Annotated in this window: 18 protein-coding genes and 1 tRNA gene; 5 read left to right on the top strand and 14 right to left on the bottom strand. The window is 71.3% G+C overall.

The window, feature by feature from the left end; genetic code table 11:
- Window positions 1-318 precede the first annotated feature (318 nt).
- Both ACFSL2_RS20915 and mfd read right to left on the bottom strand, forming a co-directional pair.
- Window positions 319-825, bottom strand: coding sequence for a peptidoglycan-binding domain-containing protein (locus ACFSL2_RS20915; protein WP_377200864.1), 507 nt, complete (start codon window positions 823-825; stop codon window positions 319-321).
- Between the two features lie 188 nt (window positions 826-1,013).
- A complete protein-coding gene (gene mfd / locus ACFSL2_RS20910; protein WP_377199685.1) occupies window positions 1,014-4,637 on the bottom strand; it encodes a transcription-repair coupling factor in 3,624 nt (1,207 codons plus the stop codon).
- Between the two features lie 157 nt (window positions 4,638-4,794).
- On the opposite strand from mfd, the gene ACFSL2_RS20905 reads away from it, so the two are divergent.
- Complete coding sequence (locus tag ACFSL2_RS20905; protein WP_377199684.1) at window positions 4,795-5,901, top strand: acyltransferase family protein; 1,107 nt, start codon at window positions 4,795-4,797, stop codon at window positions 5,899-5,901.
- On the opposite strand, the gene ACFSL2_RS20900 is transcribed toward ACFSL2_RS20905, so the two are convergent.
- The 3 genes from ACFSL2_RS20900 to ACFSL2_RS20890 form a co-directional block, all read right to left on the bottom strand.
- Window positions 5,873-6,988 carry a DNA polymerase III subunit beta family protein gene (locus tag ACFSL2_RS20900; protein ID WP_377199683.1) on the bottom strand — a complete coding sequence of 372 codons (1,116 nt, stop codon included), beginning with the start codon at window positions 6,986-6,988 and terminating at the stop codon, window positions 5,873-5,875. The two genes, ACFSL2_RS20905 and ACFSL2_RS20900, sit on opposite strands and share 29 nt — an antisense overlap.
- A gap of 4 nt (window positions 6,989-6,992) precedes the next feature.
- Window positions 6,993-8,276, bottom strand: coding sequence for an MFS transporter (locus ACFSL2_RS20895; protein ID WP_377199682.1), 1,284 nt, complete (start codon window positions 8,274-8,276; stop codon window positions 6,993-6,995).
- Window positions 8,277-8,394: 118 nt separating this feature from the next.
- Entirely contained in the window at window positions 8,395-9,318 is a 924-nt protein-coding gene (locus ACFSL2_RS20890; protein ID WP_377199681.1) for a helix-turn-helix domain-containing protein, read from the bottom strand.
- A 108-nt stretch (window positions 9,319-9,426) separates the two neighbouring features.
- Here ACFSL2_RS20890 and ACFSL2_RS20885 point away from each other — a divergent pair, with 108 nt between their 5' ends.
- Window positions 9,427-10,152 carry an SDR family NAD(P)-dependent oxidoreductase gene (locus tag ACFSL2_RS20885; protein WP_377199680.1) on the top strand — a complete coding sequence of 242 codons (726 nt, stop codon included), beginning with the start codon at window positions 9,427-9,429 and terminating at the stop codon, window positions 10,150-10,152.
- A gap of 16 nt (window positions 10,153-10,168) precedes the next feature.
- Here ACFSL2_RS20885 and pth read toward each other — a convergent pair whose 3' ends face one another.
- The 6 genes from pth to ACFSL2_RS20855 all read right to left on the bottom strand — a co-directional run bounded on the left by pth (window position 10,169) and on the right by ACFSL2_RS20855 (window position 15,813).
- Entirely contained in the window at window positions 10,169-10,774 is a 606-nt protein-coding gene (gene pth / locus ACFSL2_RS20880) for an aminoacyl-tRNA hydrolase (protein WP_377199679.1), read from the bottom strand.
- A 193-nt stretch (window positions 10,775-10,967) separates the two neighbouring features.
- The gene (locus tag ACFSL2_RS20875; RefSeq protein ID WP_377199678.1) at window positions 10,968-11,573 is read right to left on the bottom strand and encodes a 50S ribosomal protein L25/general stress protein Ctc; all 606 of its coding nucleotides are present in this window, start codon (window positions 11,571-11,573) and stop codon (window positions 10,968-10,970) included.
- 220 nt (window positions 11,574-11,793) lie between these two features.
- On the bottom strand, window positions 11,794-12,999 hold the full coding sequence (locus ACFSL2_RS20870) for a glycosyltransferase (RefSeq protein ID WP_377199677.1): 1,206 nt from the start codon (window positions 12,997-12,999) through the stop codon (window positions 11,794-11,796).
- A gap of 81 nt (window positions 13,000-13,080) precedes the next feature.
- Window positions 13,081-14,064: a ribose-phosphate diphosphokinase gene (locus tag ACFSL2_RS20865; RefSeq protein WP_377199676.1), complete on the bottom strand. Its 984-nt coding sequence runs from the start codon at window positions 14,062-14,064 to the stop codon at window positions 13,081-13,083.
- Window positions 14,064-15,644 (bottom strand): bifunctional UDP-N-acetylglucosamine diphosphorylase/glucosamine-1-phosphate N-acetyltransferase GlmU, encoded by a 1,581-nt coding sequence (glmU, locus tag ACFSL2_RS20860; RefSeq protein ID WP_377200863.1) that lies wholly within the window; start codon window positions 15,642-15,644, stop codon window positions 14,064-14,066. The genes ACFSL2_RS20865 and glmU overlap by 1 nt, the downstream gene beginning before the upstream one ends.
- 94 nt (window positions 15,645-15,738) lie before the next feature.
- Window positions 15,739-15,813 (bottom strand) — tRNA-Gln (locus tag ACFSL2_RS20855).
- A gap of 221 nt (window positions 15,814-16,034) precedes the next feature.
- Between ACFSL2_RS20855 and ACFSL2_RS20850 the strand changes: the two genes are divergently transcribed.
- A complete protein-coding gene (locus ACFSL2_RS20850; protein ID WP_377199675.1) occupies window positions 16,035-16,637 on the top strand; it encodes a TetR/AcrR family transcriptional regulator in 603 nt (200 codons plus the stop codon).
- 537 nt (window positions 16,638-17,174) lie between these two features.
- On the opposite strand, the gene ACFSL2_RS20845 is transcribed toward ACFSL2_RS20850, so the two are convergent.
- Entirely contained in the window at window positions 17,175-17,420 is a 246-nt protein-coding gene (locus ACFSL2_RS20845) for a hypothetical protein (RefSeq protein ID WP_377199674.1), read from the bottom strand.
- Window positions 17,421-17,893: 473 nt separating this feature from the next.
- The gene (locus ACFSL2_RS20840; RefSeq protein ID WP_377199673.1) at window positions 17,894-18,910 is read right to left on the bottom strand and encodes a maleylacetate reductase; all 1,017 of its coding nucleotides are present in this window, start codon (window positions 18,908-18,910) and stop codon (window positions 17,894-17,896) included.
- 132 nt (window positions 18,911-19,042) lie between these two features.
- Between ACFSL2_RS20840 and ACFSL2_RS20835 the strand changes: the two genes are divergently transcribed.
- Window positions 19,043-19,546, top strand: a complete 504-nt coding sequence (locus tag ACFSL2_RS20835) for a MarR family winged helix-turn-helix transcriptional regulator (RefSeq protein WP_377199672.1) — start codon at window positions 19,043-19,045, stop codon at window positions 19,544-19,546.
- A 98-nt stretch (window positions 19,547-19,644) separates the two neighbouring features.
- Here the strand turns inward: ACFSL2_RS20835 and ACFSL2_RS20830 are convergent, their stop codons facing one another.
- A complete protein-coding gene (locus tag ACFSL2_RS20830; protein ID WP_377199671.1) occupies window positions 19,645-20,055 on the bottom strand; it encodes a hypothetical protein in 411 nt (136 codons plus the stop codon).
- A 188-nt stretch (window positions 20,056-20,243) separates the two neighbouring features.
- Between ACFSL2_RS20830 and ACFSL2_RS20825 the strand changes: the two genes are divergently transcribed.
- Window positions 20,244-21,485, top strand: coding sequence for an MFS transporter (locus ACFSL2_RS20825; protein WP_377199670.1), 1,242 nt, complete (start codon window positions 20,244-20,246; stop codon window positions 21,483-21,485).
- Window positions 21,486-21,512 lie beyond the last annotated feature (27 nt).

Genomic DNA, 21,512 nt, shown 5'->3' with positions numbered 1-21,512 from the left:
CTAGCCGACCGCCACGGGTCAGCCGGACATTGGAGCACGGCACGTGAACTCGGTCGCCCCTGGATCAGGCGTCACCCATGCCGAAAACGGTACCCCTCGGCCATTACGAATGAAAATGCCTATCTATAGACACACGGCCCAGCCGACTCCCCGCCGAGATCGCCGCAAGCCACTGACCTCGCCAAATAGCCACCGAAAATCACTGCGGCTACGGAACCGATCCCATGATCGATTCCGTAGCCGGTACTGCCGTCCGCAGTGAGCGAGCACCCAGGCGTGAACCTTGCCGCCTGCTAGCACCCGGTGATGCAATCGAAATCAGAAATTGTGGCTATTGCTACACCCGACACGACCACTTCCACCAGGGTTCGCGCCCCACCTTAGGAACATCGCGTCGCGAGTCGTCGGACCATACTCGCCATCCGCGCCCACTCCGTGGCGGTTCTGAATTTTCTTGAGAGCATTGAGCGTATCGTCGCCGAAGTAGCCGTCCGATGCGAACCCGCCACTCCAGGAGATCCGCCCAGTGTCGATGTAGCACAACTTGATGTGGGTCTGGAGTCGCGAAACTGCCGGATTCGAGTAGCTCCGGTCATAAGCCAGCCAGCACGAGACACTTGACCCACGAGCGGGCATCTTGAAGTAGCCGTCCTGGCCGGAATCGTAGACCTCGCGAGAAGAGTTGCACTTTTCGTATGCAGCTGGCGACACCGTCGCCGACGCATGAGGCACCATGACGACCATCGTGCTGAACGCGACGACGAAGACGAAAAAGAACGCGCCTAGCACCGTCTTAATTGAATGGGTTCTACCTGCGAATGTCATTGCCACGCTCCAGGATCTCCAAGCCGACAATTTGTCAGCACCTCCCCCAAACCTAGCGGCCAACAGCCCGCGCAAGCACCGTTCACGAATGGCGGATATATGACACATTCGGGTCATGGCGTTGATCCGCCAGGGTGATTGTTGACGTCAGGTATTGACTCGGACTGCGACTTAGGTCGTGGACTTGGTCACCGCGCTCGGGTCCCAACTTTCGCGGCAGCGCCCACGTCCGCCAGAATCACGGCGTCGATGAGGCCACGCGCCCACTCGAGCACCTCGGTGCCCCGCAGCGGCCGTCCGCCGATCCGCGCGGTGGTCGGGAACGGCACGAGAATCGCCCGGATGGCGGGCTTGAGGATCGTGCCCGGGTAGAGCCGCTTGAGCCGCAGCTGCGCCGACTCGGGCAGGTTCAGCGGCGCGAACCGGATGAACTTGCCCTGGGCCGTGATGTCCGTGAGCCCGGCCTCGCGGGCGTGGTTGCGGAAGCTCGCGACGTCGAACAGCGCGCCCGCGACGTCGGGCAGCGTGCCGTAGCGGTCCGTGAGCTCGGCCCGCACCTCGTCGAGCGCCGCGGCGTCGTGCGCGGTCGCGATCTTCTTGTACGCCTCGAGCCGCAGCCGCTCGGTGGCGATGTAGGACTCGGGCAGATGCGCGTCGACGGGCAGCTCGATGGTGACCTCGGGCGCCTCCTCCTCGGCATCGCCGCGGAACGCGGAGACGGCCTCGCCGACCATGCGCACGTAGAGGTCGAACCCGACCCCGGCGATGTGGCCGGACTGCTCGCCGCCGAGCAGGTTGCCCGCACCGCGGATCTCGAGGTCCTTCATGGCGATCTGCATGCCCGCACCGAGGTCGGTGTGGGCGGCCATGGTGGCGAGCCGGTCGTGCGCCGTCTCGGTGAGCGGCTTCTCCGGCGGGTACAGGAAGTAGGCGTACGCCCGCTCGCGCCCGCGGCCGACGCGCCCGCGGAGCTGGTGCAGCTGGGACAGCCCCAGCATGTCCGAGCGCTCCAGGATCAGGGTGTTGGCGTTGGAGATGTCCAGCCCGGTCTCGATGATCGTGGTGCAGACCAGGACGTCGAGCTCCTTCTCCCAGAAGGCGCGGATGACCTGGTCGAGCTGGTGCTCGCTCATCTTGCCGTGGGCCACCCCGATGCGGGCCTCCGGCACCAGCTCGTTCAGCCGGGAGGCGGTGCGCTGGATGGTCTCCACCTTGTTGTGCACGTAGAACACCTGGCCCTCGCGCAGCAGCTCGCGGCGCAGCGCCGCGGCGATCTGCTTCTCCTCGAAGGCACCCACGTACGTGAGCACCGGGTGCCGCTCCTCCGGGGGCGTGGCCAGCGTGGACATCTCGCGGATGCCGGTGACCGCCATCTCGAGCGTGCGCGGGATCGGGGTGGCGGACATGGCGAGCACGTCCACGTTGGTCCGCAGCTGCTTGAGCGTCTCCTTGTGCTCGACGCCGAAGCGCTGCTCCTCGTCGACGACCACGAGCCCCAGGTCCTTGAACACCACGGACCCGGTGATGAGCCGGTGGGTACCGATGACGATGTCGACGCTGCCGTCCTTGAGCCCGGCGAGCGTCTCCTCGGACTCCTTGTCCGACTGGAAGCGGCTCAGGGCGCGCACGTTGACCGGGAACCCCGTGTACCGCTCGGAGAAGGTCTCGAAGTGCTGCTGCACCAGGAGTGTCGTGGGGACGAGCACGGCCACCTGCTTGCCGTCCTGCACGGCCTTGAACGCCGCCCGGATCGCGATCTCGGTCTTGCCGTACCCGACGTCGCCGCACACCAGGCGGTCCATGGGCACGGACTTCTCCATGTCGGCCTTGACCTCGTCGATCGTGGCGAGCTGGTCGGGGGTCTCGACGTACGCGAAGGCGTCCTCGAGCTCGCGCTGCCACGGGGTGTCGGGACCGTACGCGTGGCCCTGCGTCGCCATGCGCGCGCTGTAGAGCCGGATGAGCTCGCCCGCGATCTCCTTGACGTGCTTGCGCGCCTTGGCCTTGGTGTTCTTCCAGTCCGCGCCACCCATCTTGGACAGCGACGGCGACTCGCCGCCGGTGTACTTGGTGACCTGGTCCAGCTGGTCGGTGGGCACGAACAGCCGGTCGCCCGGCTGGCCGCGCTTGCTGCTCGCGTACTCGATGACGAGGTACTCGCGCGTGGCCCGGTTGCCGCCCGTGCCCATGGTGCGCTGGGCCATCTCGACGAACCGGCCGACGCCGTGCTGCTCGTGCACCACGAAGTCGCCCGCCTTGAGCTGCAGCGGGTCCACGACGTTGCGGCGGCGGCTGGGCATCTTGCGCATGTCGCGCGTGCCGGAGCCGGCCCGCCCGGTGAGGTCCTGCTCGGAGAAGACGGCGAGCCGCAGGTCGGGCGCCACGAACCCCTTGCCGACGCCGCCGGCGACCACGTGGACGATGCCGGGTTCCGGCTCGTCCTCGAGCGAGATCGCCAGGCGGGCCGCCGTGCCCGCCGCCGACAGCTGCTCCGTCATGCGCTTCGCCGGGCCGTGCCCCTCGGTGGTCAGCACGAGCCGCCAGCTCGCCACCTGCAGGCCGTGCACGTCGTCCAGGGCCCGCGCGAGGTCGCCGCGGTACGACTCGACGTCCCGGGCGCTGACGGTGAACACCGTCTCCCCCGACGTGTCGGACGCTGAGGTCACTCCGGTGGCCTGTGCGTCTGACACGTCCGTCAGTTCCATGTCCTGGGTGAACGCCGAGAGCGTCCACCAGCCCAGACCGCGCCGGGCCGCGATCTCGCGCGCCTCGGCGAACGTCGCGAAGGACGCCGCCGACAGGTCGATAGGCGCCGCGCCACCGGCCACCGCACCCGTCCAGGCCGCGGCGAGGAACTCCTCGGTGGTCTGCACGAGGTCATGGGCACGACGGCGTACCCGCTCGGGCTCGTTGAGCACGAGCAGCGCGTCGTCGGGTACGAGCTCCAGCACCGAGATCATGCGGTCCACCAGCACGGGCGCCAGCGACTCCATGCCCTCGACGGCGACGCCCGCGGCGAGCTTGTCGAGCATCTCGACCGCTCCCGGCAGGGTCTCCACGAGTTCTGCCGCCCGCGCCCGGACTGCGTCGTCCAGCAGGATCTCGCGGCAGGGCGGTGCCCAGAGGCCGTGCTCCGCGATCTCCAGGCTGCGCTGGTCGGCCACGGCGAACCAGCGGATCTCCGTGACCTCGTCGCCCCAGAACTCGCACCGCAGCGGGTGGTCCTCCGTGGGTGGGAAGATGTCGAGGATGCCGCCGCGCACCGCGTACTCGCCGCGCCGCTCCACCATGTCGACGCGGGTGTAGGCGGCGGCGGTGAGCCGCTCGGCGACATCGGTCAGGTCGGCCATGGCACCGATGTCGAGCTGGACCGGCTCGAGCTCCCCCAGGCCCTCGACGACGGGCTGCAGCAGCGCGCGGACCGGCATCACCAGGATCCGGATCGCGCCCGCCTGCCCGTGCCCCTCGGTGGGGTGGGCCAGCCGGCGGAACACCGCGAGGCGCTTGGCGACCGTGTCCGCGCGTGGGCTGAGCCGCTCGTGCGGCAGCGTCTCCCAGGCGGGGAGCACGGCGACGTCGTCCGCGTGGCCCTCCGGGAGGTAGCTGCGCAGGCTCGCGGCCAGGTCGTCGGCCTCGCGGCCCGTCGCCGTGACCACGACGAGCGGGCGCTGCCCGGACGCGGCGACCAGGAGGGGCGGACGCGCGCCCGCCGGGCCCACCACGTCCGCGAAACCGCGGGCGCGCACGTGTTCGACCGCGGCGGCCGCGCCTGGATCGCGCAAGAGGGTAGGGAGCAGGCCGGTGAGGTTCATGGGGTTCTGTCCTTCGAGGGCGCACGACGACGGGCCCATCACGAGCACGGGCCGGGTAGGACCGACGGGGTGAGGGGCTGATCCCAGGCTACTCCCGGCCACCGACAGTGGCCGTACGTCGCCCTCGTGGCGCGATCGAGACGTACTATGACCGGCGATGTTCACCCCTTCCGGACCCCCGCGGCACGGAGCCCCGGTACCAGGACCCGGCGCCGACGGGCAGCGCGCGCCCGTCCGCCTCGCCTGGCCCGACGCTGCCCGCGGGCTCGCCATCGGCCTCGTGGTGCTCTACCACGCCACCAACTGGACCTGGTCGACCGGGTACGAGGTGGGCGTGCTCCGGGAGGTCAACGAGACCCTGCGCAGCCTGCGCATGCCCCTGTTCTTCGCGGTGGCGGGCATGTTCGCGGGCAAGTGGACCACCGTGCCCTGGTCCCGGCTGGCCCGCGGCAAGCTGCTCTTCTTCGCCTGGGTCTTCGTCCTGTGGGAGCCGATCTCCCTGGTGGTCCGCCTGCTCACCGGCTACTACCAGGTGGCCGACGCCGACTGGGGCACCGTGGCGCACGACCTCACCTGGTCGCTGCTGGTTCCCCGGTCGGAGCTGTGGTTCGTCTGGACCCTCGCCGCCTTCTTCGTGATCGCCCGGGCGCTGCGCCGGGTGCCGGCTCCCGTACAGCTCGTGGCCGCCGCCGCGGTGAGCGGGTGGGCGCTGGCGGGCTGGGAGCCGGAGAGCATCGCCTGGCGTGGCACGGCGCAGTTCGTGGTGTTCTTCCTGGGCGGGCTGCACCTGCGGCCGCTGTTCGAACGGTTCGCCGAGCGGCTCACCTGGCTCTGGACCGTGGGAGCGGTCGCCGTCTGGCTCGCGATCCAGCTGACGGTGCGCGAGCTCGCCCTCGCCGACGTCCCGGGGCTCTACCTGCTGGCGAACATCGCGGGTGTGCCGGCCGGGGTCGCGGTGAGCGTGCTGGCGTCCCGCGTGCCCGGCGCGCGGTATCTGCCCAGGTCACTCGGGTTGGAGTGGATCGGCGCGCGCACGCTGCCGGTGTTCGTCACCCACACGTCGGTGGTGCTCGCGCTGCTGTCGGTGCTGTGGCGCAACGCGGTGTGGATCCCGGCGCCGCAGTCGCAGTGGTTGCCGGTGGCGCTCTGGGTGGTGGCGATCGCCGTCGGTCTCGGGCTGGGCGCCCTCGCGCCCCGGATCGGCGCACGCTGGTTGTTCGCGCCGCCGAGACGGCTCACCGGCTCGGCCGACCCGTCCCGGTGACCGATCGGGGCCGCACCGGCATCAGCAGGCTCCGGTCCTCCGGGCGCGCCAGGCAGACCATGGCCAGCACCTGACGCACGGCGTCGAGCGCCAGCGTGACGCTGTCACCGCGCAGCGCGGCGAGCGCCTCCAGCAGGTAGGCACGGTCGAACACGACGGCGCCCGGCACGCTCGGCCGCACGACGTCGACGCCGCTGTCGCGCAGCAGCACCGCCACGACGTCGGGCACACCAGGTGTGGTGGCGGGACCGCTCCCGGCACCGCTCGCGTCGTCCACAACCCGGCTGACCAGGTCGGACGCCGGAATCTGCGCCTCGCGCACCCAGCTCGCCCGCAGCAGGGCCTCGTAGTCGGGGTACTCGGCGGCGACCGGTGCCGTCACGACGGGCTCCGCCCCGGCGACGCGGAAGGCGGCCCGGTCGACCCGCAGCTCGACCCCCACCACCGGCGCGCTCGCCTCGTCGGGGCCCGCACCGCCGGGCGCACCGCTCCCGCCGTCGGGCAGCCCCGCCAGGGTCGCGAGCGGCGCGACGAACCGCACGGGCGGGCCGGCGACGTGCCGGACCGCCACCGACGCGACGGCGAGCCGGGCGCGGTCGCAGGCCACCAGCCGCAGGGTTCCCCCGGAGCAGTCGAGCAGGATGCCGGTCAGCGCGGGCCGGCCCGGGTCGGAGGCCACGGCGTAGCGGACGGAGGCGAGCGCCCGCGCGAGCTCCCCCGCCGGCACCTCGAACCGGGTGGCCGGCGGGTCGGCGAGCAGCCCACGGGCATCGGACAGATGCGTCCGGACCTCGGCGAACCGTGCTTCGAGCCCTTGCTGGTGCCGCTCCAGGACGGTCAGCGCCTCGGCGGGCCGATGCCGGCTCCCGAGGACCGCGGCAAGGTCGGCCAACGGCATCTCGACCTGACGCAGCCGGGCGACCAGCCGGGCCTGCTCCACCTGGTCGGGCGAGTACCAGCGGTAGCCCGTGCCCGGGTCGGTCCAGGCGGGCCGGAGCACGCCGGCGGCGTCGTAGAACCGCAGGGCACTGACGGGCAGGCCGCTCTCCCGCGCTACCGCGCCGATGCTCCGCAGGTGTTCGTGCATGCGCTCACTGTGCACTCTCGACCGGCTCGAGGGTCAATCGCCGCAGCGTCAGCGCACCGCCGATCGCGCAGCCCAGCAGCCCCAGCGCGCACGTGCTCCCCGCGGCCGCCGGGGACGCCACGCCCGCGAGGGCGCCCAGTCCCGCGGTGGTGAGCGTCACCGCCACGGCCTGCACCAGCCCCACGAGTGCCTGCACCCGCGCGAGGTGCGTGCGCGGGGCGGAACCGAGCACCACGGGCGCGAGGTGCGCGGTGAACAGTCCGCTGCCGGCACCCACGAGGACGGCGGCGGCCACGGCGGCCTGCTCCCCGGCGGGCGTCCCCGCCGCGGCCACCAGTCCCGCCTGCCCGAGGGCGGCCACGGCGAGCCCGCCCGACGCCGTCACACCGGGTCGCCGAGCGCCGCCCCGGCGCGCGACGACCGCCGTGACCACGAGGACCCCGGCACCCAGCCCGCCGGCGACGACGCCCGTCGACGACGCGCTCCAGCCCGCGTCGCGCGCGAGGAGCGGGAGCACGAGCGACGTGGTCGGCAGGAGGAACGCGGCGGCGCCCGCCACCAGGACCAGCGCACCGACCAGACCGGGCGTGCGGCCCACGACCCGTACACCGTCGAGGGCGGCCCGCCATACCGGCATCCCCCGGTCCGACGGCGGTGTCGCGTACCGAGGCCGGAGCAGCACCAGCACGACCAGCGCGACCAGGAACGTGCCCGCGTCGAGCGCGGCGACCGCAGCGAGGCCGCCGGCCGCGACGAGGACCCCGGCGAGCGGTGCGCCGAGCAGGACGACGGCCTGGCCGGCGCCCTGCCGCAGCGCGAGCGCACGGCTCAGCTGGGCGTCCGCGACGAGACGGCGGGGCATCGAGCCGGCCGCTGGGCGGTAGAACGCCGAGACCACCCCGCGCACCACGCTCGCTGTGAGCAGGAGCCACAGCGGTGTGCCGGCGTGCAGGACGGCGACCGCCAGTGCCACCGAGACCGTCAGCAGCACGGCGTCGCCCGCGATCAGCACGCGGCGCGCGCCGAACCGGTCGGCGATGGTCCCACCCAGCAGGAGCAGCAGCACGGAGGGCAGGCTGCCGGCCGTCAGGACCAGGCCGGCGGCCGCACCGCCGTGCTCGGCCGCCACCCAGCCCACGGCGAAGCCGAGCACCACGTCACCGAGCTGCGAGACGGTGGCGGCCCCTAGCCAGACCAGGTACGACGCCGGGAGCCGCTGACGTGCCGGGGGCGAGGGCGGCGCCGGGGGCGTGGGTCGGCGTCCGGCGACCACATACGAGAAGGTCATGCCCGGACCCTGGAGCCTCGACCTGCTGGAGAGTCAATCGCGACCTCGCGGGAGACCCCCTGTCCCACGACTCGTTCAGCCCGCCGACGGCGGACCCCAGGAGCCCGTCAGACCCGGCTCAGCGGGGAGTCGCGACGTAGTCGGTCGGCGTCCGGCCGTAGCGGTCGCGGAACGCGCGGGCGAAGTGGCTGCTGTCGGCGAACTGCCAGCGGGCCGCTATCTCCGCGATGGTCATCCGCCGCGGCCGGGCGATGAGCGCGCGCCGCGCCTCGTCGAGGCGGCGCTCCCGGATGTAGGCGCTCATCGACTGCCCCTCGGCCGCGAACGCCCGTTGCAGGGTCCGCACGGAGACGTTCAGCTGCCGGGCCACGGCCTCGGGCGAGAGCTCGGGATCGGTGAGCCGCCGGTCGGCGAGGTCTCGGGCGGCCTGGGCCAGCGCCGGCGCCAGGCGGGGCTCCACGTCGTCGAGACCGCCGTGGACGACGGCCCGGGCCAGCTCGGCCAGGGTCTCGCGCGCGGCGTCCATTCCGACCGGCTCCAGGTGGTCCAGCACCTGGCTCACCATGGTGGCGTGCGCGGTCAGCAGGCGCACCTCCGCGGCATCGGCCCGGCCGGACGACGCCGTGCCCCTCGTGCGCGGGATCTCGGCGGCGGGCAGCACGAGCACCTGGGCGGCGGTGCGTGGCATCGCGGCGAAGTACGACAGCCGCCCGGCCTGCACCAGGAACCGGCCGGCGGGCGCCCCGTGCTCGGCTCCCCGTGGCTCGCCGAACCGCCAGCCGCCCCGGTGGACGATCCACAGGCGCAGGTGGTCCTCTGCCCCGACGCCCGGCCCCGCCGTCCGGAGGGCGGCCACGTTCTCGAAGTCGTTGAAGATCAGTCCTCGCAGCCGGAACCCGCGGGACCGTGCCTGGAAGCCGGCGACGGTCGCCCGGCTGTAGGGCGGCAGCGCGAACTTCTCGCCCATCCGGGCCTGCCACGCGCGTGCGAAGTCGCTGAAGGCGTTGTCGCCGCTCAGGCTCACCGAGAACGTGCCGTCCATCGTCTGTCGCGCATCTTCCATCGGGTTGTCGCGCTGGTCCGAGCCCGCTCGGCCCCGGCCTTCCTAGGGTGTCGACGTGAACAGGAACGAGAACACCGAGGTGGGAAGATGAGCACGATCGCGATCGTCGGCGCAGGTCCGCAACTCGGTCAGGCGATCGGCAGGCGGTTCGCCGCCGAGGGGTTCGACGTGGCGCTGATCGCCCGCAACCGTACGACACTCGAGGGTGTGGCCGACAGCCTGTCCGGGGCGGGGGTCCGGGCCGAGGTGTTCCCTGCCGACGTCACCGATCGTCCGGCCCTGCACGCGGCGCTGACCGCCGCGGAGGAGCGGCTGGGGCCGATCGACGTGCTGGAGTACTCGCCCGCACCGGCCCCGGCAGACCTGCGCAGGGCGCCGCTCGTGGAGGCGACGAAGGTCACCGTCGACTCGGTCCTCGACCAGCTGGATCTCTACCTGCTCGGTGGCGTCGCGGCCGTGCAGCACGTACTGCCCGGCATGCTGGAACGGGGCACGGGGACGGTCCTGGTGACCAGCGGCGCGGGCTCCGGACCGATCATCGCCCCGCACGTCGCGAACGTGCAGATCGCCACCGGCGGCATGCGCAACTGGATTCTCAACCTGCACGCCGCGCTGGCCGGCACCGGCGTCTATGCCGCGCACGTGGCGATCGCCGCCTTCATCGGTCAGGGAGGCCACGACTCCCAGCCGCAGACGCTCGCCGACGGCTACTGGCGGCTGCACACCGAGCGCACCGAGGCGGAGCTGCTCGTCCAGGACCTGCCGGCCGACTACCTCGAACAGGGCCTGGCGGACAAGTTCGTCGAGTCCTGACCACCCAGGACGAGCATCACGCCTTGGCCGTGTGGAACTTCCCCTGGGCAGCGAGCAACCCCTCGGTGACGAGCAGCTCGACGGCGTCGGCGGCGTCGTCCACCAGGATCGGCAGATCCTTGCGCTCCGTGCCGGAGAAGTCCTTGAGCACGTGGTCCGCCGTGTCCATCCGGCCCGGCGGACGGCCGACGCCGACCCGGACCCGGTGGTAGTCCTTGGTGCCGAGGGCCTTGGTCGTGTCGCGCAGGCCGTTGTGCCCGCCCTCGCCCCCGCCGATCTTGAGCTTGATCGTGTCGAACGGGATGTCCACCTCGTCGTGCACCATGACCACCTGCTCGGGGTCGATGTCGTAGTACTTCGCGAGGGCGCTGACCGGCCCGCCCGAGACGTTCATGTAGGTGGTCGGCTTCGCGAGGACCACCCGGGGGCCCGGGGCTCCACCCGGCAGCACGCCGAGCCGCACCTCGGCGACCACGGCCTGGGCACGCGGATGCTTGCCGAAGCGCGCACCGGCGCGCTCGGCCAGCAGGTCGAGCACCATCTGCCCCACGTTGTGCCGGTTACCGGCGTACTTGGGGCCGGGGTTGCCGAGCCCGACGACGAGCCAGGGCCGGTCGCTCATGGGAGCACTCCTTCGGGACAGCGCGGACCGTGCCGCCGCGACGGCACGCGCCGCAGCAGCAGGACCAGCGGGAACAGGTCGGGCCGAGGCAGAACCCACGGCGCGCACGATCATCTCGTACGCACGAGGAAGGTTCTACCTCGGCCCGGTGCGCTCCGGCTCGTGCCGGGACGCGCTGACTGACCGGCGGAGGTCAGCCCTCCGAGGACGCCTCGGTGGGCGACTCGGCGGACGCGGCCGACTCCTCGTCCTCGCCGGCCTCGCCCCGCGGCTCGGTGACGAGCACGACGACGTAGTCGGGGTCGGTGAGCAGCTTCGAGCCCGCGGGGAGCTTGATCTCGCCCGCGTGGATCTGCGAGCCGGCCTCGAGGCCCTCGATGGAGACGTCCACGGACTCGGGCAGGTGGGTGGCCTCTGCCTCGATCGACAGCGACTGGAGCTCGACCAGGTGGATGGTGCCCGGGGCGGACTCGTCGACGATGTTCACGGAGATGTCGACGGTGATCGTCTCGCCGGCGCTCACGACCTGCAGGTCGATGTGCTCGATGACGTTGCGGACCGGGTCGCGCTGGACGTCCTTGGCGACGGCGAGCTGGCCCTTGCCGTCGAGCTGGATGTTGAGCAGCACGTTGGTCTGACGCAGCGCCAGCATCGACTCGTGGCCCGGCAGGGTGACGTGCACCGGGTCGTCGCCGTGCCCGTAGAGGACGGCGGGGATCTTGTTGTCGCGGCGGATGCGGCGGGCCGCGCCCTTGCCGAACTCGGTGCGGGGCTCAGCGGCGAGCTTGATCTCGGCCATGGAAATTCACTCCTGGAAGGTCTGTGTGTGCAACTCGGTCGGCGGCTGCGTCGGCGCGGGACACGTGACGGGCGCGGAGCGGGCACGTGGGGCGAAGTGCTGGAGGGAACTCCACCCAGGGGCCGCCGACGGCCGCCCAGTCGATCACGGACGCCGGCCGTGTGCTAGCGGGATCGAGTCCCGCCGCGGCCGTCAAGCGTCCCTCGCCGAGGCAACCTGACTACTGTACCCGCTCGTCGGCGCGGTCCGCACCGACAGGCGGTGTGACGCCGATCGTCGGCTGGGTGCGGCGCGGCTTGTAGACCACCTGGACGTGGAACACGAACCGCAGCAGGAACGCCACGACGAGCGTCACGGCCTGCACGAGCACCGGCCACATGCCCGTGAACTCGACCAGCCACCACAGCACGGGCAGGCGGATCGCCGCCTCGGTCCCGTTGAACGCGAACGAGTGCGCGAACCGCGACCAGACGCCTCGGCCCTCGTTCCGCAGGTCGCGGAACACGAACCGCTCCTGCAGCAGGAAGTTGGTCAGGATCGTCACGACGGCGGAGATCACCGCCCCCGCCACGTAGTGCACGCCCAGCGCGGTCAGCGCCCACAGGATGAGGATGTTGAGCACCGCTCCGAAGCCGCCGATGATCGCGAACCGCGACATCCGCCCGAACCGCAGGGCCGCGAGCTGTTCGAGGTAGCGCAGACCCGTCTTGAAGGTGGCCTTGGAGTGCCCGGCGTACCGCTCGCCGAACACGAACGGCTCCTCCCCCACGGCCAGCGTGTTGCGCGCGAGCAGCTCCAGCAGGATCTTGAAGCCCCGCGGGTGCAGAGCGTCGAGGTCCAGCCGGTCCACCCGGGTGGCGAAGAACCCGGTGAGCGGGTCCGTCACGTTGCGCAGGCGCACGGGGAACATCGACCGCGCCAGCAGCGCCGAACCGATCGAGACGCCGTGCCGCCACCAGCCGTCCAGCCCCCCGGCGTCGCCGTCCCCGGTGTACCGGGAGGCGACGACGATGTCGAGGCCCGCCTCCCGACCGCGGGTGACGAGAGCGGGCACGAGCTCCGGCGGGTGCTGCAGGTCCCCGTCCATGACCACGGCCCACTCCGTGGTCACCGTCCGCAGCCCGGCCACGACCGCACCGCTGAGACCGCCCTGCGCCTTCTCCCGGTGCAGCAGGCGCACGGGGACGGGCGCGGTGGCCGCGACCTCGCGGATCAGGTCGGGGGTGTCGTCCGTCGAGTCGTCGACGAAGAGGATCTCCGACAGGCCAGGTGCTCCGACGGGCGCTGGGCCACCCTCAGGACCGTGCGGTGCGCCCGGCGCGTCACCGTCGTCGGGCAGCACGCCGAAAGCGGCGCAGAGCCGCTCGGTGAGCGCCCGGACGTTGGGCCCCTCGTTGAACGTGGGCACCACGACGGTGACGGTCACTGACCCTCCCAGATCGATGTCAAGATACGGTCCTCCGTTGACCGTATCCGAGTCAAGTGCCCGACCGTATACCCGAACTGCTCAGGAGTTGCCCTCGAAGAGCGAAGTCACCGACCCGTCGGAGTGGACCTCGTTGATCGCGGAGGCGAGCAGGGGCGCGATGGAGAGCACCTTGAGGTTGTCGAACCGGCGACCGTCCTCGATCGGCAGGGTGTCGGTGACGACGACCTCGCGCGCACCGCACTCGGTGAGCCGCTGCTGGGCCGGACCGGACAGCACGCCGTGCGTCGCCGCGACGGTCACGGACTTGGCGCCCGCCGCCATGATCACCTTGACGGCCTCCGCGATCGTGCCGCCGGTGTCGATCAGGTCGTCGACCAGCACGCAGTCCCGGCCCTCGACGTCGCCCACCACACGGTTGGCGACGGACTGGTTGGGTCGCGTGACGTCGCGCGTCTTGTGCACGAACGCCAGCGGGCCACCGCCCAGCTTGGAGGCCCAGATCTCGGCGACGCGGATGCGGCCGGCGTCGGGCGAGACGACCGTGACGTTCTCGACGTCCACCCGGGAACGTACGTAGTCGACGAGGATCGGCATCGCCCACAGGTGGTCCACGGGACCGTCGAAGAAGCCCTGGATCTGCGCGGTGTGCAGGTCCACGCTCATCAGACGGTCCGCGCCCGCCGTCTTGAACAGGTCGGCGATGAGCCGGGCCGAGATCGGCTCACGGCCACGGCTCTTCTTGTCCTGCCGTGCGTAGCCGAAGAACGGCGCGACGACCGTGACCGAGTGCGCGGAGGCCCGCTTGGCGGCGTCGACCATGAGCAGCTGCTCCATGATCCACTGGTTGACCGGCATGGTGTGCGACTGCAGCAGGAACAGGTCCATGCCACGCACGGACTCGGAGAACCGCACGTAGGTCTCGCTGTTCGCGAAGTCGTACGCGGACACGCCGAGCAGGTCGATGCCCAGCTCTTTCGCCACGTTCTTCGCCAGCTCGGGGTGTGCTCGTCCGGCGGCGAGGACGAGGGGATGGCGGTTCGGGCCGGGAGCGATGCTGGACATCAGTGGGACTTTCCTTCCTTGTCGGCCCCGGGGACGGGGGCCAGGTCGGCCTGCTCGGCCTGAGCGGCCGCGGCCTGCGGGGCCGTGGGGGCCCCAGCTGCATTCTGTTGGGCGAGCTGCCGCTGCGCCTGATCACCGAGACCGGAGGGTCGGCCGTGGGCGTTCGCCGCGGCGTCCGCCGCCGCCGTTCCCGGCCGACGACGGGCGACCCAGCCCTCGATGTTGCGCTGCTGCCCGGCGGTGACACCGAGCGCGCCCGCCGGCACGTCCCGGCGGATCACGGAGCCGGCGGCGGTGTAGGCGCCGTCGCCCACCGTCACGGGCGCGACGAACATGTTGTCCGCGCCCGTGCGGGCGTGCGAGCCGATCACGGTGCGGTGCTTGCGCACACCGTCGTAGTTGACGGTCACCGACGCGGCGCCGACGTTGGAGTGCTCGCCGATGGTGGCGTCGCCCACGTAGGACAGGTGCGGCACCTTGCTGCCCTCACCGATCTCGGCGTTCTTGGTCTCGACGAACGTGCCGATCTTCCCCTTGCGACCCAGGCTGGTACCCGGGCGCAGGTAGGCGAACGGGCCGACGGACGCGCCCTCGCCGATGACGGCGAGCGACCCGTGCGTGCGGACGACCGTCGCGCCGACGCCCACCTCGACGTCGGTCAGCGTGGTGTCGGGGCCGATCGTGGCGCCCGTGGCGACCACCGTGGCGCCGTGGAGCTGCGTGTTCGGCAGGAGCGTGACGTCGGGGGCGAGCTCGACGTCGACGTCGATCCACGTGGTGGCCGGGTCCTGCACCGTGACGCCGGCGCGCTGCCACTCCTCGACGATGCGGCGGTTCATCTCGCGGGCGAGGACCGAGAGGGCCACCCGGTCGTTGACGCCCTCGACCAGCATCGGGTCGTCGGCCAGCAGGGCCCGCACGTGCAGCCCCTCGGTGCGGGCGAACGCGATGACGTCGGTCAGGTAGACCTCGCCCTGTGCGTTCTTGCTGCCGAGACCACCCAGGCCACGACGGAGCGTGGCGGCGTCGAACACGTAGACCGAGGAGTTGATCTCCCGGATCTGGAGCTGGTCCGCGCTGGCGTCCTTGTGCTCCACGATCTCGAGCACGTCCCCCGTGTCCGGCTCACGGACGATGCGGCCGTAGCCGGTCGCGTCGGCGACCTCGGTGGTGAGGACGGTCACCGCGTTGCCGTCGGCGTGGTGCGCCGACAGGAGCTGGCCGAGCGTGGCGCCGTCGAGCAGCGGCACGTCGCCCGCCACCACGACGACCGGCCCCTCGACGCCGTCGCCGACGATCTCGCCGTCGGCCAGGCCCGCGGCGGCCGCGGCCGCCTGCGCCTTGGAGTCGAGCGCCGCGAGGGCGCACTGCACCGCCCGGCCCGTTCCCGGGATGTCGTCCTGGTCCACGAGGACGGCGCCGGGATCGAGCCGGCCGACCGCCTCCGCGACGAGCTCACGCTCGTGCCGGACCACCACGGCGACCTGCACGGGATCGAGCTCCCGAGCCGCCGTGAGCGCGTGCCCGACCATCGGCTTGCCGCCGAGCGGATGCAAGATCTTCGGCAACGCGGACTTCATGCGGGTGCCCTGGCCGGCGGCGAGGACGACAACTGCTGCCGGCTGAGGTGTCTCGGTCACGAGTGCTCCGATCGGTGGGTTAGTCAGATCCGGATGGCTCCGCCCCCAGGATTCGAACCTGGACTAAAGGCACCAAAAACCTCTGTGCTGCCGATTACACCAAGGCGGACCGGGCGCGCGCGAGGCTCCGTCGTGACCCGAAGCGGGCGTGTGCCACCGTCGCACGTCCGTGAACAGTCTGCCAGGTCCTCGGGCATGCCCCTGCCCGTGCCCGGCGAGTCGTCAGCCACACCGTTCACGCGACCGACGCCTTCCGGACACGTCCGGAACAGCCGCTCGGGCACAATGAACACCATGGCCGCCGACAACCGACGTACCCACCGACCTCGCATGACGGCCAGTCAGCGCCGTGAGCAGCTACTCGCGGTCAGCCGCGGACTGTTCGCCGGGAAAGGCTTCGAAGGCACCAGCGTGGAGGAGATCGCGGCACGCGCCGAGGTCTCCAAACCCGTCGTGTACGAGCACTTCGGCGGCAAGGAGGGCATCTACGCCGTCGTCGTGGACCGCGAGGTGCAGGCGCTGACCACCGCCCTGACCGGTGCCCTGGGATCCGGCGGGCACCCCAAGGTGCTCCTGGAGCGCACCGCCCTCGCCCTGCTCGACTACATCGAGTCGTCCGAGGACGGGTTCCGCATCCTCGTGCGCGACTCCCCCGTCGCGCAGGCGACCGGCACCTTCTCCAGCCTGATCGGCGACGTCGCCACCCAGGTCGAGTCGATCCTCGAGCCGCAGTTCCGGGTGAACGGGCTCGAGACCAAGACCGCGCCCCTCTACGCCCAGATGCTGGTCGGCATGATCGCGCTCACCGGCCAGTACTGGCTGGACGCACGGAGCCCCAAGAAGACCGAGGTGGCGGCGCACCTGGTCAACCTGGCGTGGAACGGGCTGCACAACATGGAAAAGAAGCCGACGCTCACGAAGGTGCCGCGCTGACGCAGCCCGGCACGGCCCGCTGACGATCTGTCAATACGGCCCGGCAATATGCCCGACAGACCCGGAAATCTCCGACCTTGGCGCGCCGCAATTGCGTCGACGCAACCAGTTTTGCTTTCGAGCAACAATGTGTGCGTGACCAGTTATATGACGAACACCCCTCGCGGAATATCGCGAGGGGTGTTCGCACAAGCTGGGGATGTTCCTGACGCAGCTACCGGCAGTTCGGTGCTACGTCGTTGCAGATCAGAGGCCCAGGAGGCAAAGAATCTGCTCGACGCTCCAGCCGAGGTTGTGGATCAGTTCGGAGACGATGTCAACGAGGTTCATGGAGCTATTCCTTCCAGAAAACGGGAATCACAGGATGATCACCTGCGAGCGGAACAGTGTTCGCGTTCCATACATTAAGCACACGACCCGGACTCTGCAACGGGAATTGGATATTCGCTTTTGATGCGCATCACGTTTCACCCTGTGATAGTGGGTCAGGAATTGAACCATGCAGCGCCATAAACTGGACATATTCTTGAGCTGGGGTCAGTTGGGGTGGTGCTCGCGGCGGGGGCCGGGGGCCGTCGGCGAGGTGCGGGGGCCCTGGATGTGGGTTCCGCGGGCGGGCGTGCTGGTGTGCGGGTCGGGGGCCGGGGCCCCGGGGGCGGGTGTGCTGGTGTTGATCCCGCTGGTGTTGATCCCGCTGGTGTTGATCCCGCTGGTGTTGATCCCGCTGGTGGAGTGCGGCACAGTCCGGAAGGAGAGGTCGACCTGGCGGAGCTGGCTCAGCACGCCGAACCGCAAGCTCCGTGTCCATCACGGCGCGCGGCAGCGCCGAACCGCAAGCTTCGCGTCTTCGATGGTCTCGAACCGAAGGTTGCAGGTCCGCAGAGCCTTCAGTGGACCTGCAACCTTCGGTTGGGCCACCGCCACCACGCGTAACTTGCGGCTCGACACCACAGAGCCGCCGCCCACCACGCGTAACTTGCGGCTCGACACCACAGAGCCGCCGCCCACCACGCGTAGCTTGCGGTTCGACGCCAATGAACCACGCCAAGCACGCGCAACCTGCGGCTCGGCACGTCAGGGGATCGATCGCCGGCCGCCCCACACACCACACCCGCACCCCCGTCAGAACCTCACCGCCGATCGGGGGCACGCCAGTGGCCGACGTCGGCGGCGGGCTCCGCGAGGTCGCCGCGAAGCGGACCACCGGCTCCGCTCAGGAGCAGGCCACCCTCCCGATCTCCACCGCAGCCTGCGGCTCAAAAAGCCGCGAGCAGCAGATCCTCCACCGCGTCAGCGGTCACCGGCCGCGGATTCGGGTAGGGCTCGGCCGCCACCCGCTCAGCCACCTCGCGCAGTGCGTCGCGCGGCACGCCGAGCGCATGCAGCGTCGTCGGGCCATCGTGCATCGAGGCGAGGGAGGCGACGGCGCGCGTCGGGTCGCCGCCCGCGACCCGGGCGAGCCGCTCCGCGGCGTCCGGCGCCGCCACCAGGTTGACCCGCATGACGTGCGCCAGCAGGAGGGCGTGCAGCTCCGCGTGCGGAAGGCCGAAGGTCCCGCCGAGCGCGTGCGCGAGCTGGTGGTGCAGACCCATCCGGGCCTGCGCGAGGCACGCACCCGCGAGCCATGCGGCCTCCTGGAGCCGTCCCCGGGCGACGACGTCGGACGGGCGGTCCAGCACCACCGGGAGCGCCGTGAGGATCCCGTCGGCGGACTCGACCGCGAAGGCGCGCGTCGCCGCGCTCGCACCGGCGTCCCACAGCGCCTCGACGGCGTGCGCCAGCGCGTTGAGCGCCGAGGTCAGCGTCATCCCTCGGGGCAGGGACAGTGTGAGCTCCGGGTCGTACACGACGGTCCCCGGCGCCAGGGCAGGGTCCCGCCGGGTGGCCTTGATCCCGTTCTCTGTCTCCCCGAGCACCGGCGTGGCCTCCGAGCCCGCGTAGGTCGTCGGTACCGCGATCTGGGGCATGCCGGTCCGGACGGCCAGCGCCTTCGACAGCCCGATGGCCGAGCCGCCACCGATCGCGACCAGCGCGTCGGCACGCGTCTCGCCGGCCAGGGCGAGCGCTTCGGCGGTCACCTCGACCGGGCTGTGCTGCACCGGTCGGCCGAAGGTGGCGGCGTACCGCTCCCCCAGCGCGGCGGCCAGGTCCTGCGCCACCGCGGCCGACGACGGCGCCACGACCACCAGCACCCGCCGCGCCCCGAGCCGCTCCACCTCGTCCGGCACGAGGGTCCGCGCGCCCGGACCGGACAGCACTCGACCGGCGTACACCTGGTGCAGCCTGATTCCTGTTCCCACGAGGGCTGAGCCTACGGTCGCCGGGGGTACGCCGACCACGAACACCCGACCCTCGGGACGCGCTATCGAGATTCTTGATATCGAGACATCCGATAGCCTCTCGCCATGGAGCACACAGGTCCCGCCGACGAGGTCGACCGCATCGTCGCCGCGTGGCACCACGTGCGCCCGGACCTGGAGCTCGAACCGCTCACCGTGTTCAGCCGCGTGTCCCGCCTCGCCCGGCACCTCGACCTCGCGCGCCGCACCGCGTTCGCCCGGCACAGCCTGGAGACGTGGGAGTTCGACGTGCTCTCGGCGCTACGCCGCGCCGGGGAGCCGTACCGGCTCTCGCCCGGCACGCTCGTCACCCAGACCTTGGTCACCAGCGGCACGATGACCAACCGCATCGACCGCCTGGAGTCGCGTGGGTTCGTGCAGCGGCACCGCTCCCCGGACGATCGCCGTGGCGTGCTCGTCGAGCTCACCGAAGAGGGACTGGCACGGGTCGACGCGGCGATGAGCGATCTGCTCGACATCGAGGCCAAGGTGCTGGCCGCTCTGTCCCCCACCGAACGCCCACAACTGGCAGCCCTGCTGCGCACGGTCACCGCCCAGTTCGACGAGTAGGCGTGGCGATGAGGCGTGGCGATGAGCCGTAGGACGCCGTGGTCGCCGCCGGAGCGGTGGTGGTGACGGCTCCTCCCGCGCAGTAGCTCGGTAGTGCGTCAGCGGCCCGGCTCACCGCGGCTGACCATGATCTTCTCGCGGCCGAGCCGGTCGGGCAGGAAGAAGAGGTCGTCGGCGTCGGCGACGTACAGCGGCAGCTCCCCGAGCTCCGTCGGCCGGCCGTCGGCGTCGGTGACCGTCAGCTCGACGCGGTCGGGAGCGGTCTTCGAGACGTACCTCCACGTGCCCTCGAGCTCGGCGGGTGCCTCCTCGACCGGGCCGTCCATCGCGTCGTCGAGCACCTCGTCCGGCACCCCGACGGCCCGGAACGTGCGGTCCTTGCCCAGCGCGACCACCATCGTGGCACCGTCGCCCACGTAGGAGCCCACGAACTCGGGTTCCGTGTAGTCGAGCGTGCCGAGATCGATCCCGCACCCCGACATCAGGAGTACACCGACGAGTGCCCCCACACCTCGGAGAACCTGCCGCTGCCGCATGCCACACCTGCCGTCGTTCCGCACCTGCTGACCGGTCGCCCAATCTAACGGGAAATGCGCCGTCCCTCCTGCGGAACGGAGCTGACCGCCACCACACCGTGTGGTGACGCGATGGACGCCCGGCGCAACCAACTGGCCCCGTCGCGCACAATGACAGCATCATGAGCAACATCCGCCGGACGGCAGGCGGCTCCGCGCTGCTCGTCGCCGTCCTCGTCTTCGCGCTGAACCTGCGCACCCCCATCACATCCCTCCCGCCGGTCATGGCCGACGTCGCGACCGGTCTCGGCCTGGACCAGACCGTGGCCGGCCTGCTCGTCGGGATCCCCGCCCTCTGCTTCAGCGTGGTGGCGCCGGCGGCGTCGGCCCTGATCGCCCGGGTCGGTCCGTACTCGGCGGTCACCGTCGCCCTGATGGGAGTCATCGCAGGAACGCTGATCCGGTCGGCCGGAACGGGCACGCTCGGCGTGGTGGCGGCCTTCACGGGGACGGTGGTGCTCGGCTCCGCGATCACCGTGGGCAACGTGGTGGTCCCCGTCATCATCGCGCGGGACTTCCCGGCCAGGGCGGCGCTCGCGACAGGACTGTACTCGTCGACGATGAACCTCGGATCGGTCTTCGCGACGTCGCTCACCGCGCCGTTCGCCGCCCTGCTCGGCTGGCAGGGCGCCATCGCGTCCTGGTCGGTCGTCGCGGTGGTGGCGCTGGTCGTGTGGCTGGTCACCACCCGCCACCTGACCGACCCGCACGTCACCCGGGTGGCTGCCGTGGCGCCCGCCGAGCGAACCGGCGAGACGTGGGGCGGGGTGCTGCGCCGCCCGATCACCTGGGCGCTGACGGTGGCGTTCGCGGGACAGTCGTTCTCCTACTACGCGGTCACCGGCTGGCTGCCGGAGCTGCTGCGCGACCTGCTCGACGTATCCGTGACCACGGCAGGCAACGCGGCGGCACCGTTCCAGGGCCTGGCCATCGCGGGCAGCGTGCTGGTCCCGCTCGCCCTGGCCACCCGCATACCGATGCGCGGTGCCGCGGTGACGATGGGCCTGCTGTGGGTCTCGCTGCCCCTGGGCCTGCTGCTCGCACCCGAGTGGTGGCTCCTGTGGGTGAGCCTCGCCGGGATCGCGCAGGGCGGCAACTTCGTGGTGATCTTCACCATCGTCGCCCAGCGGTGCCGCACCGTGGCGCAGACCCGGCGGACGGTGGCGGCAGTCCAGGCGTTCGGCTACGCCGTCGGCGCCACCGCTCCCACGGCGATCGGCGCGGTCCACACGGTGGCCGGCGGCTGGAACGCGGTGCTCCTGGTGCTGCTCGGGTCCACCCTGGCCCTCGCTACCGCCGAGCTGATCGCGACGCGGCGACCCCGGCGGCCGCGACCGTCACAGGAAGATTTCCATAGTCATTGAAACTTGGCAGGATGATTGCCTACCTTT

The organism is Promicromonospora aerolata, assembly GCF_042682255.1.
Classification (GTDB): Bacteria; Actinomycetota; Actinomycetes; order Actinomycetales; family Cellulomonadaceae; genus Promicromonospora; species Promicromonospora aerolata.
The sequence above is the reverse complement of the archived record's forward strand: the minus strand, read 5'-3'. Positions and strand labels throughout refer to the sequence as shown.

Coding starts and splice junctions, on each gene's coding strand:
- ACFSL2_RS20915 (WP_377200864.1), bottom strand. CDS start 825: ATGACATTCGCAGGTAGAACCCATTCAATTAAGACGGTGCTAGGCGCG.
- mfd (WP_377199685.1), bottom strand. CDS start 4,637: ATGAACCTCACCGGCCTGCTCCCTACCCTCTTGCGCGATCCAGGCGCG.
- ACFSL2_RS20905 (WP_377199684.1), top strand. CDS start 4,795: ATGTTCACCCCTTCCGGACCCCCGCGGCACGGAGCCCCGGTACCAGGA.
- ACFSL2_RS20900 (WP_377199683.1), bottom strand. CDS start 6,988: ATGCACGAACACCTGCGGAGCATCGGCGCGGTAGCGCGGGAGAGCGGC.
- ACFSL2_RS20895 (WP_377199682.1), bottom strand. CDS start 8,276: ATGACCTTCTCGTATGTGGTCGCCGGACGCCGACCCACGCCCCCGGCG.
- ACFSL2_RS20890 (WP_377199681.1), bottom strand. CDS start 9,318: ATGGACGGCACGTTCTCGGTGAGCCTGAGCGGCGACAACGCCTTCAGC.
- ACFSL2_RS20885 (WP_377199680.1), top strand. CDS start 9,427: ATGAGCACGATCGCGATCGTCGGCGCAGGTCCGCAACTCGGTCAGGCG.
- pth (WP_377199679.1), bottom strand. CDS start 10,774: ATGAGCGACCGGCCCTGGCTCGTCGTCGGGCTCGGCAACCCCGGCCCC.
- ACFSL2_RS20875 (WP_377199678.1), bottom strand. CDS start 11,573: ATGGCCGAGATCAAGCTCGCCGCTGAGCCCCGCACCGAGTTCGGCAAG.
- ACFSL2_RS20865 (WP_377199676.1), bottom strand. CDS start 14,064: ATGTCCAGCATCGCTCCCGGCCCGAACCGCCATCCCCTCGTCCTCGCC.
- glmU (WP_377200863.1), bottom strand. CDS start 15,644: ATGAAGTCCGCGTTGCCGAAGATCTTGCATCCGCTCGGCGGCAAGCCG.
- ACFSL2_RS20850 (WP_377199675.1), top strand. CDS start 16,035: ATGACGGCCAGTCAGCGCCGTGAGCAGCTACTCGCGGTCAGCCGCGGA.
- ACFSL2_RS20835 (WP_377199672.1), top strand. CDS start 19,043: ATGGAGCACACAGGTCCCGCCGACGAGGTCGACCGCATCGTCGCCGCG.
- ACFSL2_RS20825 (WP_377199670.1), top strand. CDS start 20,244: ATGAGCAACATCCGCCGGACGGCAGGCGGCTCCGCGCTGCTCGTCGCC.